General features: G+C 61.8%; 15 protein-coding genes and 3 pseudogenes. 14 read left to right on the top strand and 4 right to left on the bottom strand.

What is annotated here, in order from left to right:
* Nucleotides 1–740 (top strand): polysaccharide pyruvyl transferase family protein (locus tag AC1DKN_RS06285; protein WP_476870764.1); only part of this gene is annotated, 740 nt, incomplete at its 5' end.
* 502 nt (nucleotides 741–1242) lie between these two features.
* On the opposite strand, the gene AC1DKN_RS06280 is transcribed toward AC1DKN_RS06285, so the two are convergent.
* The 3 genes from AC1DKN_RS06280 to AC1DKN_RS06270 form a co-directional block, all read right to left on the bottom strand.
* Nucleotides 1243–1551, bottom strand: a complete 309-nt coding sequence (locus AC1DKN_RS06280) for a DUF4193 family protein (protein WP_476870763.1) — start codon at nucleotides 1549–1551, stop codon at nucleotides 1243–1245.
* Nucleotides 1552–2146: 595 nt separating this feature from the next.
* Nucleotides 2147–2713: a hypothetical protein gene (locus AC1DKN_RS06275; protein ID WP_476870762.1), complete on the bottom strand. Its 567-nt coding sequence runs from the start codon at nucleotides 2711–2713 to the stop codon at nucleotides 2147–2149.
* 78 nt (nucleotides 2714–2791) lie between these two features.
* Nucleotides 2792–3340 (bottom strand): PDDEXK nuclease domain-containing protein, encoded by a 549-nt coding sequence (locus tag AC1DKN_RS06270; protein WP_476870761.1) that lies wholly within the window; start codon nucleotides 3338–3340, stop codon nucleotides 2792–2794.
* A gap of 629 nt (nucleotides 3341–3969) precedes the next feature.
* On the opposite strand from AC1DKN_RS06270, the gene AC1DKN_RS06265 reads away from it, so the two are divergent.
* From AC1DKN_RS06265 to AC1DKN_RS06255, 3 genes are all read left to right on the top strand, one after another.
* On the top strand, nucleotides 3970–4653 hold the full coding sequence (locus tag AC1DKN_RS06265) for a hypothetical protein (RefSeq protein ID WP_476870760.1): 684 nt from the start codon (nucleotides 3970–3972) through the stop codon (nucleotides 4651–4653).
* 79 nt (nucleotides 4654–4732) lie between these two features.
* Nucleotides 4733–4900, top strand: coding sequence for a helix-turn-helix domain-containing protein (locus AC1DKN_RS06260; RefSeq protein ID WP_476870759.1), 168 nt, complete (start codon nucleotides 4733–4735; stop codon nucleotides 4898–4900).
* A 643-nt stretch (nucleotides 4901–5543) separates the two neighbouring features.
* Nucleotides 5544–5681, top strand: a complete 138-nt coding sequence (locus AC1DKN_RS06255; protein ID WP_476870758.1) for a hypothetical protein — start codon at nucleotides 5544–5546, stop codon at nucleotides 5679–5681.
* A 611-nt stretch (nucleotides 5682–6292) separates the two neighbouring features.
* Here AC1DKN_RS06255 and AC1DKN_RS06250 read toward each other — a convergent pair.
* Complete coding sequence (locus AC1DKN_RS06250) at nucleotides 6293–6670, bottom strand: hypothetical protein (protein WP_476870757.1); 378 nt, start codon at nucleotides 6668–6670, stop codon at nucleotides 6293–6295.
* Here AC1DKN_RS06250 and AC1DKN_RS06245 point away from each other — a divergent pair.
* The 10 genes and pseudogenes from AC1DKN_RS06245 to nrdH all read left to right on the top strand — a co-directional run bounded on the left by AC1DKN_RS06245 (nucleotide 6648) and on the right by nrdH (nucleotide 16598).
* Nucleotides 6648–6803: a hypothetical protein gene (locus AC1DKN_RS06245; protein WP_476870756.1), complete on the top strand. Its 156-nt coding sequence runs from the start codon at nucleotides 6648–6650 to the stop codon at nucleotides 6801–6803. The two genes, AC1DKN_RS06250 and AC1DKN_RS06245, sit on opposite strands and share 23 nt — an antisense overlap.
* A 12-nt stretch (nucleotides 6804–6815) precedes the next feature.
* A complete protein-coding gene (locus AC1DKN_RS06240) occupies nucleotides 6816–7331 on the top strand; it encodes an ISL3 family transposase (protein ID WP_476870755.1) in 516 nt (171 codons plus the stop codon).
* Between the two features lie 297 nt (nucleotides 7332–7628).
* Entirely contained in the window at nucleotides 7629–10580 is a 2952-nt protein-coding gene (locus AC1DKN_RS06235) for an eCIS core domain-containing protein (RefSeq protein WP_476870754.1), read from the top strand.
* The gene (locus tag AC1DKN_RS06230) at nucleotides 10577–11599 is read left to right on the top strand and encodes a hypothetical protein (protein ID WP_476870753.1); all 1023 of its coding nucleotides are present in this window, start codon (nucleotides 10577–10579) and stop codon (nucleotides 11597–11599) included. Before AC1DKN_RS06235 ends, AC1DKN_RS06230 begins: the two co-directional genes overlap by 4 nt.
* 1154 nt (nucleotides 11600–12753) lie before the next feature.
* Nucleotides 12754–13314, top strand: coding sequence for a hypothetical protein (locus AC1DKN_RS06225; RefSeq protein WP_476870752.1), 561 nt, complete (start codon nucleotides 12754–12756; stop codon nucleotides 13312–13314).
* Between the two features lie 140 nt (nucleotides 13315–13454).
* Nucleotides 13455–13577, top strand: a pseudogene (locus tag AC1DKN_RS06220) (ABC transporter ATP-binding protein); the annotation flags it as partial.
* Nucleotides 13578–13584: 7 nt separating this feature from the next.
* Nucleotides 13585–13841 (top strand): annotated as a pseudogene (locus AC1DKN_RS06215) (TOBE domain-containing protein); the annotation flags it as partial.
* 46 nt (nucleotides 13842–13887) lie between these two features.
* A pseudogene (locus AC1DKN_RS06210) lies at nucleotides 13888–14080 on the top strand (pyridoxal 5'-phosphate synthase lyase subunit PdxS); the annotation flags it as partial.
* Between the two features lie 1174 nt (nucleotides 14081–15254).
* The gene (locus AC1DKN_RS06205) at nucleotides 15255–16277 is read left to right on the top strand and encodes a DUF4192 domain-containing protein (protein ID WP_476870751.1); all 1023 of its coding nucleotides are present in this window, start codon (nucleotides 15255–15257) and stop codon (nucleotides 16275–16277) included.
* A gap of 36 nt (nucleotides 16278–16313) precedes the next feature.
* The gene (nrdH, locus tag AC1DKN_RS06200) at nucleotides 16314–16598 is read left to right on the top strand and encodes a glutaredoxin-like protein NrdH (RefSeq protein ID WP_476870750.1); all 285 of its coding nucleotides are present in this window, start codon (nucleotides 16314–16316) and stop codon (nucleotides 16596–16598) included.
* Nucleotides 16599–17098: the final 500 nt, after the last annotated feature.

The following is a 17098-nucleotide window of genomic DNA, read 5'->3' as shown; positions in this document are numbered from 1 at the left end:
GGACCTACGCTCGGGGCGGCGTATTCGCCGAAAACGCAGAGAGGACGGCCTATGACGTCCGCGCGATGCGTGGGCCGATCAGCGCCCAGCACTACCGGGATGCCGGAATCGAGGTGCCCGAAGTTTATGGCGACCCTGTGTGGCTACTACCATCGATCATTGATGAACCTGTCAGGAAGCGCTACGAGCTCGGCGTCATCCCGCACATCGGAGATGTGTCCGGCCACCACCCCGACGCTCCGGCGCACGCGGATAGCCTGTGTTATCTCGTCAATTCTGCCGACGCGAGCAGCGTGCTAGTCATCAATACGTGGCATGAGCCGACATGGCGCGGACTGCTCGCCAAGCTGCGGCTCATTCGCTCATGCAAGAGGATTGCGTCACAGAGCTTCCATGGCGTAGTAATCGCGGAAGCATACGGTATTCCAGCGCTCAACTTTGGCTATCAGTCTGGTGCGCAGAATGGGGTCATTAAGGTCGTGCTGTCGGAGCCGTGCACCACCGATCCGCGGGTGTGGGAATTCTATGCCGGAGGGCGAAGACCATTTTTCTGGGCGTACTCACAGCAGCGCAATCAGTGCACAGATTGGGGTGCCGTTATTGAGGCAGTGGACAGCTGTTGGATTCCTTTCGAGTACGACGCGGGCGCCTTCCTGGCAGCATTTCCCCTGCCGCTCGCATATGACCCTACCCAAGAGTCGGCACCGTCCCTCCGACACGTCGAGACTCTGGAATTCTGACTTGAGCGACGACGCTCTACAAAACTTAGGATCTGGTTGTCGGTGCCGGCCGAAAATGACCTGCGGTGTACTCAACTCATCCTTGTTCGGCACATCTTCTCAGAACCTTTCAAAGGCCTAAATCCTTGGGCGGGCCGCGATCACCTCCGAGTCCGTACTCGACAACGGAACTGCCCTGATAAGCAACAGTTCCTCCAAGCACGGCGCTTCGGGGAGGGGGTCCAACCCGGAGAGACCTCACCGATCCGATTTCCAAACGCTTGAGATGCACAAGGTCCGCGAGTGAAGGCAGCGACCGAACCTGCGGCAATCGATAGAAGCTAAGCAGCCGCAGGCTGCAGACAGATCATGCAGGCCGCGGACTGGTTGACGGCGAGGTAGGTCAAAGTTCGAGCAAGCATTGACCACGTCGATTGATTTCCGGGCCCCACCGGATGTCCAACCACTGCAGTTGCGGCAGCGACGACAACAAGCTCCTCAGGGATTCTTATCACCCACAGCGTCAGACGACGAACACCGAGAGCCACTCCGCGTCCGATAGGTCGAGCGAGGCATGGTCGGTCCAGATGTTGTGCTCCGAGCGCCGCCAAGAGTAACAGGTGAATTCGCCCTCGGCCTGGGGAATCTCCCGAACAAGTTCGTCGGCGACGAACTCTCCGCTGGGGGTCATGGCCTCATCCATTGCGTCGGAATCGTCCAGCTCACGGACGACGCTGCGGGCATCCGGTGCGTTAGCGGACTGCAGCGCCTCCAGGGACCGGTCCCGTGATTCCTTGACGTCGGAACGCACTTCGTCGTAATCGGTTGCCACTTGAGTCTTCTCTTTTCGAGTGTTCTTGTCTGACGAGACTGCAACTTACACCACGGCTGCGGCGTTCCCCCCGTCACGGGGACATGTAGGCCACTTTGGGGGACCCGCCAATTGGTCCCGAAGCCTATCCTGTGACCGCGGCGGAATCGCACATCAGCGCTGTCTCGGCAGTCCATTTTGGTGGGCCCGCTGAACCAATCAGCACCCTCAAACGACGTGCCCCACAGCATTAGCGCGTTCGATCAATCGCCACTCGATTGTCCAGATGACGGCTGGACAGTCGGTCTGGTGGAACCGTTCCTGGAAGGCCTCTAAGACCGCAGAGCGGCTTGCATCAGTTCCTCAACGAATGCCGTTCCGAGCCGATATCCATCAGCCTTTTCTTTAAGAAACTTCAGCGTTGCCTCTCGCATACCGCTTGCCGTTCGTGCGCTTCGCCAGTCCTGCCGCCCAACAAGCTCGGCAGCCAACTCAGAAAACTGCGATGAGAATATGCGTTCGTACTCGTAAGCAGTCCTCTTCGCCACCCTGCCGGCTTCATTTATGGCAGTGCGAAAGCCCCAACTATCCACCAGATCGTCAGAGACAGTCCCCGCTATCGACTCGGCGATTGCGCGGCGCTTTCGAACGGATGCACCCCTGAACTCGCTTGACGCGGCAAGCTTGGCTTCGAACTTCCGCAACTGCTTGTTGTTAACCTTCTGTCGCTCTTCCAGCTCTTCGGTGGATTCCTGGACACTTCCGCCTTGGCTTCGGAGAGCTTGTCCCAGAGCTCGTCGTGCCAGTCCGCACACGCGGTCCATTCGAAAATGAGCCCATGCGCCGGCCACCGTAAGGTCAGCACCTCAATCTCACCAACGTGAGAACTGGCTTTGGTTAGGACGCGCGCGACCTTGCGGGGAAGTTCATCAGTCTCCTCGTCAGTCATCACGCTTCGAAGCAGTTCTGCGTAGAACCTAGTTTCGCTAAGCGAGACAAAGGGTGCCTGGGCGGCTGCAGCTATGGCCAGGGCTGCATCGAGTGCAACAGTGGCTGCGCTCAGCTCCACGTCGGCTTCCTTGTTGAATTCGGCATCGGCAACGAACAACAAACCCCGGTCGGCCGCTGCTACAGGAATCTGTTCAGCCAGGGTGGCTAGCTCCGCCGAATTGTAGGTGGTCATGATGAGGACAATATGGGAGAGGTCGGACTGGAAGTCTGGCCCGAGGCCGCGCGTGTGTTATCACCTTTGGGGCAGACGTTACTTCAGGCCTCTGCGTGCGTGCCTCGCCGGACGTCCCAGGTTCGGCCCATCCCAACGCTGCGACGAGATCCCCTTCGTTGGGGAGTGCTTGTTGTGCGGTGGCAATTTGTCGTAGGTGTAGGCGGCGACGGCCATGGGTGATGTGGAGCGTCCGAGGCTGTACCGTACGCTGCGGTCGTTCGTGGTGCCGCAGATGAGGATTCCTATGGTTTCGTTATGGTGGCCGCGCCGGAGCACGTCGTCGACGAGCGCGACGTAGAAGTTGAGCTTGCCGGCCAGACGGTTCCCACCCTTGCCACCAGTTGAACGGCGCACCGCAAGATCGAAAACATAACCAGAACCCTGGCGGTACCTGCCCAAGAGCACGTAAACCTGCCGGCGGGAAGCACCCAGCTCCGCGGCGGCCCTGTCAGCGTCCGCAATCCCTGTGGTGCCCCGTGCCGCCAACGACCCGATCACTGCGGCCCGGCTCCGAGCCTGTTCCCATGCGGCATCCGGCATCGTCAGCTGTCCCTGTGCAACAATGCGAACTGGATCGGCGTCCATGCCTGCCTCCTTTGGGAACAGGAGTACCGAATAGAAGCGACATTAGTGCAGCGGAGTAGCGACCGGCCGGTGTTCACAAGTCGTCGTTTGCGCTACCCCCTAAACGTCTGCGCTACCCCCTAAACCCGGGAAGGTTTGCGACATCTCGCCATTCTTAGCATGAAGAACATCCATCACAGCAGGAGGCGATGGTCGCTCGAACGCCAATTTGGTTGCGCTCTCGGAGGGAATGCGCGACTATCAGGGCAGCCGACCCGTGACGGAGGAAGAGTGATGGACAACCCGTTCTTGCGCAACTTGGACCATGATCCAGAGTTGGCGGCGACGCTAACCTCTCGGTTAGACGCACTTCGCGCTTTGGATCGTTCACGCGTTGAGATGGCAGAGGAAGAATTCGCCCGAATTCGGCTACGAAGGCCGTCCTTCAACCGAGGTAGCGAAGTCAGCGAGACCGTAGCATTCATCCGACGTGGCTCCTCGATTACAGATTTCTTTGAAGGTCAAGCGATCGCCGAACGCGAGCTAATCGAAATCGTTACACAGAACGCAAAGCTTGCCTGGGAGGTTGTGAAGACCTTGGAGAGAGGCCATCGTGTTGGAGAGAGGCCATCGTGACTAATCCACTGATAGTGTCGAGCATCGATCTGCTTCCACTGAACAGCGGACCGTTCACTGTCCCATCGAACTCTTCCAACTCAACGACCGAGCAATCGGCGGCTGGAACGTTCGGTGGCTCAGCACATCTAGCCTGCGCCATCCGCGTCGATAACCCGGGAGACAACGACCACGCCTTTGGTGGTGTGGAGTCGACTTGGTACTTTCTCACGAAGTCTCCGAGTTCAGGGCCGCTCCGGCTGGGCGTCCAATTCGGTGCGATCAGCCTTCGTGTGTCGGGCAGAAGAAACAACGAGTGGGGCTGGTCGTCGCACGAAGTATACGCATCGCTGTCTGCCGTTGCGCGTTCGCTCAACGCGGATGCTGGTGAACTACCAGTAGTTGGTAGTGCAGATGCATCGCTAATTTCGTTCTGGAATGTCGATCTTGGACCACAGAACGAGGCCCGCGTCCGGGTCTCGAGGCCATTCGAAGAGTTCAAGCTCAGTCAGAACAGTTGGGACAAGACTATCGTCGCCTTTCCGCCGGCGCTCTCCTTCAGCTATCCGTCCCAATCTACGGCGGAGGGTGACTTCGTCGCATTCGTAGTTGGTTTCCGGCTGAGTATTTATGCTCCTGGCATTAATGACTACGATTTCCACCTCGCGACAGAATCAATGGCGAGCATCGCGTGGGTGACTGTTGAATCGGAGTCGTAGATAGATTCGTTGATCTAGGCGACTCTGCGCAGTGCTGATCGGTGTCCGAAGACAAGTTCATCGCCTCGCTCGGCCCAGCGTGGTCGATTCAGCGAAGCTCGCTTACGCAGAACACCTTCGCGACCAGAAGGACCGGTCCATCTCCGAGATCGTCAAAGCCACGGGCATCACCCGCTCCAGCCCCTACCGTTACCTGGCGCCCCGTCCACCGGAGACGCTGACCGCCGAGAACCAGCAGAACGCCTGAAAGTCCCTAGCGTCAGCGCCGGTTTGTGCACGCCACTTCACACAAAATGACGATTGGTGCACGCGACTTCGAACAAATCGACCGTTTGTGCAGACAACTCCGAGCACTTCCGTGTCAGGGCGGTCCACGATGCCAGTGATGGCATTCGCACGCAGCGACTGTCGGTCCGTGGTTAGAATGCAAGAAGAGTCGTATGGTGACTTGGTGACGTCGACTCTGAAGGGACCCAACGAGTGCCTCGACACCTGAGCCGGAATTGTATGCAACGGTGACAACGTCTACCCGCAAGGTCTCACCACCTTCAGTATCACGCCGATAGAGGTCGTTTTTTGGACAGGCCGACCAAATGCAGTGGATGTATCGTAGACCCATGCGGGGCGGGAGTCTACGCACTGACTCTCGAAGCTGCGCACCCAGCGGTATTCGAGGGACCCATAAGAACACTTGGGTAGCGCTATGGCTGCTGGACGTACAGTAGACTGCCGTACACTACACGGCGTGGAGCTTTCCTGGGCCAACACAGACCTGTCACGACTTGATTTCGACCCATGTTCCCACTCGGACACTGCCGCCAAGGAATTGACCCCTGACTAATTAAGCGCATTGTCGGGCTGACCGGGATCGAACCGCCTGCGGGTTGCGAATGCGGTGGCCTCCCATCGCAGTCGCGGTCGACTCCCTCGACCTCACGCTGCTGTCCAACAACATGCTTATCGACCTGCGCCAGCGCCTCAGCCAGGAAGTCCAAAGCAGCCCGGCAGGGACGGAGCCCGTCTGCTGACACGTGCCAGCGAGAGAGGCTCTGATACCGGGGCCGGGCCAGCGAGAGTGGATCTCGCCATCGATGACCCCACCGCCCGGCTCAGGGCCCCTTGGCGCGTGAAGGAACAGGTTCGCGCATTGCCAGGCACCGACACGCTCGACCCAGCCTCAGCGAAAAACGAACTTGCCGTACAGCCCGAAGCCGCTACGTCATCCTTCGCGCGCCGCGAACCGTCGATCGAAGGGCAGGAATTTTGTTGGCACCAAGACTTGCTTAGCTTCCGGGATCGCAACGAGAGCGGCCGCGCATGCCGCTTCCTAATAGGCGTCGTGAAGCTTGTGCCGTACCGACAAGAGAGGGGCGCTCATGGTGTGTCGACCGATACCTGTGAGTGAGGGTCGTGGTTCGTGCGCGTCACGCACAACGGGAAATTATAAGCGAAGACGAGACCCGGAAGCCTCGTCTTCGACGTGAACATAGGATTCGAACCCTTCTACCTTCTAGCGAAATCAGTTAAACGGGCATCTCGGTGTAACCCAAGCTGTAGACCGTCGCTCTGACGAACCACTCGGCAGCCTAACCAATAGCTACTCACGCGCAACCTTCATAGCAATTTTTCCCCTATCATGTCAAGCGAAATTATCGGTTAGCCCGCGAATTCTCGCTTTGACTGCGGCTGGGCCGACCTGGTCCGACCCGCGCGCGGGAACGTCGACTTTGATCGCCGCCGGCTCCATCACGTTCTCCGTGATGAGCCACAAGGGCTGGGCGGGCAACGGCGAGTTGAGGGGGGCGAAGGTGACGCCGACGTTGAACGCCGCGCCGTTGAACTCCGCCGCCAGGTGGTTATGGCGCACGATCACGCGGCGGCTCATGGTTCCGCTCGTGAGGGCCGTGATCGGTTCCGGAAGGGCGGCTTCCGAGGCGGCGGCATCGTTTGGGGTCTCGTGGTGGTTGGTGCAGAGAGCCCTGGATTCCGCGGCAATGACGCTGCCGGACGTGGACATGCTCGCGCCGCGGATGCTGGGCATTGATGAACACCGCTACCGGTCCGTGCGGTTCTTCCGCGACCCCGAAACGAAGGCCTGGAAATGGTACGAGCCGCGGATGACCACGATCGTCGATCTGGACAGCGGCTAGGTCCTGGGGATCGTGGACGGCCGCGACAGCGAAGGCGTCGGAAACTGGCTCTTCGCCCGGCCGCTGGAGTGGCGTCTGGGCGTACAGGTCGTCGCCATCGATCCGTCCGCGGCATTCCGCAAAACCTTACGGATGTGGCTTCCGCGCACCGCCGTCTCGGTTGATGCGTTTCATCTGGTCAAGCTCGGCAACGATATACTCACCGAGGTCCGGCAGCGTGTGACGCAGCAGGTCCATGGAAGGCGGCGACGCTCCATCGACCCGGTCTGGGCCAACCGGCGCCTGCTCTTGCGTGCAGGGGACACGCACTCGGATCGTGGACGCGCCCGACTCAGCACAGTCTTCAGTACCGAAAATCCGACCGGCAGACTCCATGCCGCCTGGCTGGTCAAGGAACAGCTCCGGGCTCTGCTTTCCACCGGATCCTTAGCGGACGCGGCCGCTGCGAAAGACCGCATGCAGTCCCTGGTCCAACAGGCCGGCAAGCCGGAAAGCCCGACACTGGCCGGAAACTGGTGGCCGAGCTGACCCGGAGGATTGCAAGAGCTTCTCGAACTACCGGCTGCGCATGCTGCTCTCAGCCGGCGGCCGCCGGCCGTACCGGGAAAACCGCCCAACCACGCCTAAATGCGAAGCCGGATTTGTGGTCCTTGACGGTCGGGCGCACAGCGTTGTGCAATGGGTTTTGGACCTGACGCATATCCCGGACCGGATACCGAGGATACCAAGGCCGTCATGGCGCTAGGAGCCAGGATGGGACAGAGAAGCGCGCAACTGCAACCGTCGCCGAGTCGGGACCCGGTGAGGAAGGACACGCCAGGATCCGTGACTTCCGGCACGGATCGCAATGGCCGGGAGAACGCCTGGTTTCCCGGACGGCGAGCGGCCGTCAAAGGCCCCGACAGCGCCGTACCCCTCAATGCCGGCATCGGCCACCGATTCAGCAGGCTGAGCATCATGGCTCCCGGCGGGACGGCTGAGCGCCCCGGCCGTGACAGCCCCGCCGATGACAGCACTGCCGAGCGGGAAGCCGCGGCGGTCGAACACGGTTTTGGGGCGACGCCGGTCCGCGGCAGCGAGGACGTTGGTGCCAGGGTGACGCCTGCAGAAGCGCCGACCGCGGCGCGGAAGGGCCTGCGGACCGGCGGGCAGCCGCTGGATGAGCGTACGCAGGCGCTGATGGAGGGCCGGTTCCACCGCGGTTTCGACCGGATCCGCATCCACAGCAATCAGAATGCTGCGGACTCCGCCGCAGCCCTGGGGGCCAGGGCCTTCACGCTCGGGACCGATATTGTGTTCGCACGCGGCGCGTATGCACCCGGGAGCGCATCGGGCCGGGCCCTGCTGGCCCATGAACTCACCCATGTTATGCAGCAGGAACGCGCGCCTGCGGCCGGCCGAATCCAGCGGGCACCGGCGCCGCCTGTAGCTGCCGCCGTCCTCGCCGCGGGAGACCGGATTTCGCTCACCGTGCAGGCGTCCGCGGATGCACGGGCGGAACCGATGTATTCACGCAGCTACGTCATTGACTCCCTGGGCGCCATCGACATCGATGATGGGCAGAACAAATTCAGCATTCCGCTGGCCGGGCTCTCCCCACCAGCAGCAGCCGAGAGGATCGCCGCGCGGTTTGTCAGCGAACAATTGCTGGCCCATCCGCGGATCGGACTGACTCCGCCGGGAGGCGCACCGGAGGTCTTCGCCCAGATCCAGCCCAGCGAACTGGACCGGACTTACGGGAACTTCCTGAACTACCTGCACGGAATCACCGAACCGGCGGATGCCGTACTCCGGTACCACAAATGGCTCGATGAGCATCAGGGCACGACCGAGCTGAGGGCCATCACCCCGCCCGAGCTGTGGGCGCAGTCGCTCAACCGGCCCCAGCAGCCCAGCGACCCGCGGTCGGAAAAGACGGACGAGTTCCTGCGGTTCATCAAGGGCAGGCACGCCGAGGCTGCAGGCCTGACCGACCCCAAGGAGAAGTCACGCACCGCCGAGACCCTGCGGCAGTTCCTGGACTGGTATAACCGGACCAAGGACACGCCGGCGTTCCTGACGGCCGATCTGGCGAAGATCTATGCGGATCTGTGGGTGGGCAAGCTCAGGAAGGATATCGAGGAGTCGTCCCGGAAGCAGCTCGCTGCGCAAAAAGAAGCAACACAGAATTCCCCCCAATTGCAGCAGAAGCGGGCAGAGCACTTCGACTCCTTCTATGCCCTGGCACGCGGGCTTTGGGGCTACTCCTCAAGGACCTTCCCCTACGTTATACCTGTCGATTCCAAGGGCGAGGACATCCTGGTCACCGGTGATCCGCAGCTGCAACTGGTCCTGAATTCCCTGGCGGGGGAACTCGTCAGCTGGGCTGCGGGGCACATGTTCGATGCCGCTTTCCTGACGACTTCACCTAAGTCCGTCCTAGTGGATCTGCTGCATTCGGGCTATTCGAAGGCCATCGCCGCCGCCCAGCGGCAGCCGCTCGAACATGAACACATCGACCGCAATGAGCTCCTGCCGGGCAGCGTGCTCGCCTCGTTCGGCGCGACTGTGGGCAAGGGGCTGCTAGTAATCGGCCTCGTAGGGCTGTTTGTCGGCGCGGAAGTGATCACGTTGGGCCAGGCGACCTGGCTGCTGGCCGGCGTCGCCGCCGTCGGCGGCGTGGGCTCGTATCTAGGCCGCCGCGAGGAGATCGAAAAATCCGGCTATGACGTGCCCATCCCCGTCACGATTGTGCATTCCGCTGGGGACATCGTAGGCGTCAGCCAATTGGTCGAAGGCATCAACGGCCGGCGCCTTGGCACCGATGCCAAACTGGGCAGCGAGGCGCGCTCATCGCAGCTCGGCGAGGGGGCCGGAAACGTGACAACCCTGCTGCTCGGCAGCCGCGCCTACCGTGCGGGGGAAATCGCCGGAACCAAAGTGCGGCTGCCGGGCAAAACGCCGTCGGGCCCCAACGCCTACGCTGGCGTCCGGCTGCCCAGGGAAACGGTGCCTCCCGTGCCGCGGCCCATCGTCAATCCCGGACCGTTGGAGGCATCGGTGCGCAGCGGACTGCCTGAAAATGTCCGGATCGGCTTCGACCGCTGGATGGGGGAAATCCGTGCCGACAGCGGCAACCCGGAAACCGTATTGAAGTCCATGACTGCGGAACGGGCACAGAAAGTAGCCGAACACTTTACCAAGAAACAGGCGACCGAGACGGCACGCGGGGAGGAGGCCGAGCGGCTGCGGGCCCGCGCAGGCGACAACCCGCTGCGCCCCACCCTGAAAAACGTCCGACGGGAAGGAAACATCACCATACACTATGAATCAGTGCCGCCGGACCCGGCCGAAATCGCTGCGGCCCAACGGATCGCCGCCCGAACGGGCGAGGAAGTCCACGTCTTCGGTGATTCGGCCAGCAACGTCACTTATCCCGGTATCGACGGCACCATCGGCGTGCCCGCGCGGCCGCTGTCCATCAAGGCACACAGCGCCGAGGCCAACACCGGCTCAGCGCGATTCGCGGCACAGGAGGCGCTGACCAAGGCCAATAACCATGGATACACTCAGGTGGAAGTCGAGATCTCGATCCCGGGAAAGTCAGTCGAGGAAGTAAAAGCCGGCTGGAACATCGGTCCCACGAGGCCTGGGGACCACCCGCTCGGCCCCTACTACCAAGGCACGACGGTCTCCAAGATCACCATCCAATGCGCCGACGGAGTCTGGGTGGTCCCCAAACCGGTGCTCACCGGCGTTGCACCGGCCCGCGGCCCGGAAGAGAGGACGGAGCATTGACGGTCCAAGTCAGTTTCGCCTGCGGAATCAGCCGCGACGACGTCGCATCCGTCGTCGAGCGCGGGCTGGCCGGCCATGGTTACCGCGTCATCCAGCGGCTGCGCCATGTTCCCGGCGGCAGCTGGGGCGAACTCGATACGGCGCTCGCGCAGGCTCCGGGGGCGAGTTCAGTGACCTGGTTCCACCCCGACGCGGCGAACGGACAGGACGCAGTGTCGGTACTGGCGCATCGGCAGAGCGGCTCCGGATCAATGGACATGGGCCTGCCGCGGGCCCTCTCGGCGATCGGCGGCGGCTTTGCGGCTGCTGTGGATTCCCGCCGGTTCAGTGATCAGTATCGACTGAATGTTTACTACGCCGGAGGGCTGATCGAAGCGATCGACTGCTCCTTTGACGCCGGGACCCTGCCCGCCGGGACCCTGCTGCGCGGCGGTCCGTGCGACGACGAATCGATTTATGCCGCCTTTGAGAGGCTCTACGGTGAGGTGACCGGCGGGCTGCCGCATGAACTGCGCGCCGGTCCGGAAACCGAGACGGAGTCCTGGCTCATCAGGCCTGCCGGCGGGCCGGGCACCCGGAGTCCGGCTGATGAAACTGTTTCCCGGATTGCCATTGCCGGAGTCGAGGAGCAAATCTTCCAAGTTGCGGCGGCATCCCTGCCGGCAGCCGAGCGCGACGGATGGCAGTGGCTGGGGGCCCGGACACCCGTCGCACAGATTCCGTATGTCCTGCTGCGCAGCTCGGGGATGCTCGACCAGACGTTGGTGGGCCGGCTGGCCTCAAAATGTGAGGCCTCTACGGCGGCTCTGCAATGGCAAGCGGCCGACCCCCGCGGGACGGCCTTGGCGTCCTTCACCTGGCTGGCTGCCGAGCCGGACGGCACCGGCTCCCGGGGTGAAGACCGGGGCGCGGTGGCCTTTGCCGAGCGTTGGGCGGCTTTGACAGTGACCATGGGCGAATCCCCGGGAATACTGCGCTGGCCGGAATCCACGCCGGGCAACTGGCTTCGCCAGACCTAGCGGGAGTTTCGTCACTTACGGTCTTCTACACCCGGAGAAAATCAGGCCGAATCCATAATTTTCTGTGCTGACCCGCGTGTTTGCGTGTGTCGGCGGTGGGTGTTCGGCGCCGGATTGTGTTTGACCTAAAGTGTGAAGTTCACAGGTCCCGTCCGCGTCGTCGTTAACCCGGCGGGAGGCAGCCCAACGCACCGGGATTGGTCTTACGGACCTCCAGGTAGTGATCCAACGGGACAGACTGCCCACTATTGGCAATTATTCGCTGATGCTGGCGGCCACGGCACGGCCGTCGAACACCCGAGCTCGGACGCCCTCGATGAACCCGACCTTTTCTGCCGACGAACCGGGCCCGGACGGAATACTTCACCATCCGTACGGGGCCGTCGAGGACCGGTCCAGCCTGGGTTCAGCACCAGCCAGGATCAAATTCCACGGCAGACAGCCGCGCCAGTAGGGGCTGCCCGGCGGCGAGTTCTGCCCGATGGTGCGGATCCGGTCATCGATCCGCCGACGATCGTCCTAGGCTTTCCGACAAAGGTAGCCGCCTATGGGAGCGTGCTCGTCGCGCGGCCCAGGGGAGGGTCAAAGAACGGGAACTGACTGCGAAATAACGCTGTAGTAACGCCACCGGGCTAGGTTTCCGTAATCAACAGGTATGCCTTCGGATTCTTGAGGGCATTCGCTTTGCTTTAGTTATCCAATTCAGAACACGAGGGGGCGACATGAGCGAAGAGGCGTTGAAGCCGGAGGACTGCATCCACAATTAAGTTGAGGGAGTAGGTTGACTTCATGGCCCGACATTGGAGGACCCGCTTTCGGTCTCTTCAGTTCCTCACGCAAGGCGCGTGTTGGGCTCATTCACTTATCACATGCGGCGATTGCTTGGAGTTCCCCGCGATGGGGCGCAAATAGCGCTGCTGGGTGATGAAAACCATACCGTGACCCGCTCGTGGCGCGTCCAAGGACTCGCCGACCCCAGGAACCAACGCACCGCGTTTGACCTACCTAAGCTGGGAAGCCGTGACTCTCTCGATGTAGAAATCCTGCCGCATCAGGATCATCCCCTTGATTCGTGGATGTCGGCCCATCAGGGGTCCTCCCGCGCTAGCCAGCCCAAATGGTTTCTGCTCGCTAAAGGCCACTCACGCGCAGTTATGTCGATTGAAGTCCACCAGTCGCCTATCTCCGCGGAGTGGTCGCGATATATCACTCTCCACCTCGGGGATGAGCGTCAGGCAAGCCCCAGCGGAAAGAACGTGTTCACCGCCCAAGCCGTTGGAAACTTGGACTCAGCCTTTGCGGATATGCCTAAGGCTGTCTATGCCGAGCTCGGCAGTCAGATCCGGGCACTCACGGATGTCCGTTTTAAACTTCTGACCATCGTCCCCACAGTCAGCGGTCTAGCTCTCACCCTTCTCCTCACTGCCCCCCGCGGGGATAGACCACCCCTCTTGGTCTTCCTTGCCTCAATCGTGGGATTCGGTATTACAGTCGGAATCCGGATTTACGATATCCGCAACTCCCAGCTCTACGACGATCTGATCAGCAGAGCCCGGGCACTCGAAGCTTCCCTGGGAGTCGAACGGGGTCCCTACATGCGTAGAGGAAAAACCATCTGGCCCTTCGAGCATGATTTCGCACTGTCGATCGTCTACACTCTGGTCCTTGCCGCGTGGTTGCTCGGCGCAGTTGCCGCCCTCTGGTTAGGAAAATGAAGAACGCCAGACCTCATGTTGCCTGCGCATGTGAGTGGTAGGCCAGCGTTGATCTGACGGCGCCTCGACTCTGACGGGCCGCGGGATGCGTGGCGCGGCCGGGGCAGAACCAAGACCAGTGTCCGGTTCGAGTAGTGGGCATGACGTCGGGGGGCGCGGCCGCGGAGCCGCTGGTACACATCAAGGACTTCCGGATGGACTTCGGGGACACGACGGTCATCAAAGACCTCTCCTTCGATGTCCGGGCCGGGGAAACCTTCGGGCACCGTCGGTCCCGGGCAGGACGGTGTGGCGGTCTTTCCCCCCTCGGCAGTATCCGTGTTCCTCACCGAAGAACACGGCAGCCCGCGGAACTCATTCGCAGTGAGAATCACGGATCTTGAGCCGCACGGCGATCAGATCCGGGTCCATGCTGGTGGCCTCTCCGCCGACATCACTCCCGCGGCGTCAGCCGACCTCGGCCTCACGCCCGGAATGACCGTCTACTTCGCATCAAGGCCGCTGCCATCGCCATCTACCCGACGTAGGCAGCGGTGTAGGCGGCCGGGGAAGGGGCGGACAATCAAACGCTGAGAAAGGGCCTCCACCGGCAGGCTCCCCGTGGTCCTGTTCACCGCCGGCGGCGCCGCCACTCGGCCGACACCACGACAATGACGCAGGGTGGCGCTGACGGTGTGTTCGTCGGCTCGGGCATCTTCAAGTCCGGCAACCCAGCCCAGCGCGCCGCCGACGTTGCGAAGGCCACCACCTCTTCGATGACCCCGATGCAAAGCGCCTCAGCAGCCTGTCCAGCACCCCGGCAGCGCGACGCGAAACCCCGACGGACTCCCCAAACTCGCGCCTTTCGCCATCATCGTCGGAGCGGTCGGCTCCCCCGTGGCCATCGAACACCACGCAGTAGATTCGGTCGCCGGCTTCGCCTAATACGTCACTGCTGTAAATACTGTCAGCCAAGATCCCTGATAAATTTTCGTCATTTCACCGTGGCTCTTTCACAAGAAGTTCCATTCGAGCTCGTCCGTGGGCAAGACCAGGCCCGCCCCCACTCATCCGCACAATAGGCAACGCCCAGGGCTTTCCAACCCACGACGCCAGCCAATTCCCAGCGTGCTGGTTAACCGCATCATTTGCCGGAGGCCCCTACGTGCCGCGACCAAGGCTGGCTTCTCTCACGACCTGACCGCTTTGGGCAGCTCCTCAGTCATGTCCGCGGCACCGAAAGACCGCATGGAGGAGCGGGGGAAACCGAACGAGCAAGCTGGATAGAACGGGCGGTGACATGAGCAGACAACAATGGCAGACAAAGAACCCATCAGCCAAGCGAGCAGACCGCGCGAGGTAGGGCTACTGCGCCTACAGCATTGCCTCAAGCGGCGCCATCGGCGCGCAGTACGCCCATAGGCCATCGCCGAGACCTCGTACAGAGCATGGCGCCGGAGCGTCTCCCCACCACGGGAGCCATGATAGGAACCCGGTAGTGGCGGGCATTGGCACGAATGACAATCGGATACTGCGACTCGAGAAGAATGACGGCAGCGAGCCGGACATCTCGCACATACACGGCTACTGACCACGAAACGCAGCTGAACAGCATCCGGACAGGCGCGAGCAAGATGGACAAAGGACTCCGTGCGGACCCATTCAGATGTCTCCGCGAGTGCCCGGCGGAGTCATCCCAATCTTCAGCGGTGCCTTCTGGTACCCAATCATCGCTGGGCGGTCCCTGCACGCAACCCGGGCGCTCCGCGCCAGGCATTCCCCCAAGAATTCTTCCTCGGCGCTCCTTCGTCGCTTATTTCCTCGCAAGAATTCTCTCCTCCTGCCCGGTCCCCCGGGTTGCACTCCGGGCCCTCATACCCAGCGGTGATCTCCTCTACCAGAAGGCTCCACAAGAGCAGACGCCCAATCACACCAGCAACGCAAAACAGGAGGAGACCACCATGGAAACGCTTCACATCACCACCGCGGCCGACTTGATCAGCCTGATCGGGCACAGCCTGGGCTACTGGCCCCACGAGAGTCTGGTCTGCGTGACGCTGCAAAACAACCGCATGGGTGCCACACTGCGGCTGGACCTGCCCTCCAGCTCGGAACATGCAGAGTTCTACGCCCGGAGCGTCGCCGGCCACCTCGGTAGCGACACCGACGCGACAGCATCAGTGTTCGCCATCTTCGCGGACGCACCCTGGACAGCACAACGACGGCAATTCTTCCGCCCAATCATCCACGAAGTCGCGCAATGGCTGGCAGAGTCCGGTATGCCAATCCGTGTTGGCTGGATCGTAGGGCCTTCATCATTCGCCGAGTACCAGCCACACACAGCGTCCTACGGCCCAGAGGTCCCACTCGAGGCTGTCCAGTCGAGCTGCATCAACTCGGAACTGATCTTCCGTGGCAGCCAGGTACGAAGGAGTCTGTCGCTGGCACTTCCCCACCGTATGGCGACGCCTGCATTTGAAATCGACGTGGAGGCCAACAAGAATAGAGTCTCCTCGCGAAATGCCACCGTGCAGACGGCACAGGCTCGCGCGCTATGGGACCTCCTGCTTGAGGGCGGGAATGATCCGACGGCGGCTCAGCTAGCAGAGCTGCTGGCGATCCTGCAATTCCCTGGGCTCCGGGACAGGCTTATCGCCGACATGCCCGGGCTCGATCTCCCCATGGGACTTCTGCTGTTCGGCGAGTCCGAAAGCTCGCCCCGCTGGGACCGCATCGACGCGGCGGAACGACTCCTGCTGCGACTGTATTCCGTCGCTTCCCCGCAGCATGCGGCAGCACCGCTGACATTACTGGGCTGCATTGCGTGGTGGAAAGGCAGAGGATCCACAGCGGCTGACTTCATGGATCTCGTCTTGTCCTTCGATCCCGAGTACCGCCTCGCTCAGCTGATGAAAGAGATGCTCGGCTGCGGGCTCGTGTCGGGGTGGGCTCGGAGCAAAACCCAGGCCTACCGGCACCTGTGACCGGAGCTACGTCCAATCACTTGATTTCCCAGGAAGGTGAGTGCAGTGCACATCGTCATCTACAGCAAACCGAACTGCCAGCAATGCAGAATGACCTACCTCAGTCTCGACAAGGCAGGAGTCGGATACTCTACCGTGGACCTCACGAGCAACGACACAGCGCTGGAGTACGTGCAAGACCTGGGATACTCGCAAGCGCCCGTCGTGGTGGTGGACGATCATCACCACTGGTCCGGATTCAATCCGTTCGAAATCGAGCGGCTGGCCCAGGCGCTCCAGAATGACACCGGCAACCAGCCAACCCGGCGCAGCGATCCGTAGTTTCAATAGCTGCCGTCCGAACCCAAGACCGTCGACCCGCCGTCGACGGTCTTTCTTGTATCCAGCCAACTCGCAACTTCCCCATGCATCCGGCCCCGCACGGCCTTCCCCTACGGTCGAACCGCCAGACAGCGCCGCTCGCTGCAGACAGACTTACGACGCCCTCACCCAGCCCTCCTCGCTCGACCACAAAGCGCCTCACACCTCTGGCATCTTTGATGCGCCCGTAACGAATCACCTAACGCCAAGTCATGCGGACTCGCACCCTGAAGCCCATGGACGAGTGTGAACGACCAAGTGTGCCCGGAATGTCTTGCCAGCTTCTCGCCCGTCCGCCGAGGACAGACTTTCTGTACGCCCGTCTGCGCGAGTCGGCAGCGGCAGCGACGGTATCGAGCCGCGCGCCGGGGGCAGAGGCAAAATCTCCCGCTCGCCCGCGAATCACTTCCTCTCCGGCACGCCGTCCAGGACTGCGATTCGCTGTCCAAGCATCGTGCCGA

The sequence above is a fragment of the Arthrobacter sp. 01N444 genome, from assembly GCF_056399305.1.
Note: the sequence above shows the minus strand (reverse complement) of the source record. Positions and strands in the feature narration are given on the sequence as shown.

Excerpts from the sequence above, each read along its gene's own strand:
- AC1DKN_RS06275 (WP_476870762.1), bottom strand. The coding sequence starts at position 2,713 with ATGACCACCTACAATTCGGCGGAGCTAGCCACCCTGGCTGAACAGATT.
- AC1DKN_RS06270 (WP_476870761.1), bottom strand. The coding sequence starts at position 3,340 with ATGGACGCCGATCCAGTTCGCATTGTTGCACAGGGACAGCTGACGATG.
- AC1DKN_RS06255 (WP_476870758.1), top strand. The coding sequence starts at position 5,544 with ATGCGGTGGCCTCCCATCGCAGTCGCGGTCGACTCCCTCGACCTCACG.
- AC1DKN_RS06245 (WP_476870756.1), top strand. The coding sequence starts at position 6,648 with ATGACGCTGCCGGACGTGGACATGCTCGCGCCGCGGATGCTGGGCATT.
- AC1DKN_RS06250 (WP_476870757.1), bottom strand. The coding sequence starts at position 6,670 with ATGTCCACGTCCGGCAGCGTCATTGCCGCGGAATCCAGGGCTCTCTGC.
- AC1DKN_RS06225 (WP_476870752.1), top strand. The coding sequence starts at position 12,754 with ATGTCGATTGAAGTCCACCAGTCGCCTATCTCCGCGGAGTGGTCGCGA.
- AC1DKN_RS06205 (WP_476870751.1), top strand. The coding sequence starts at position 15,255 with ATGGAAACGCTTCACATCACCACCGCGGCCGACTTGATCAGCCTGATC.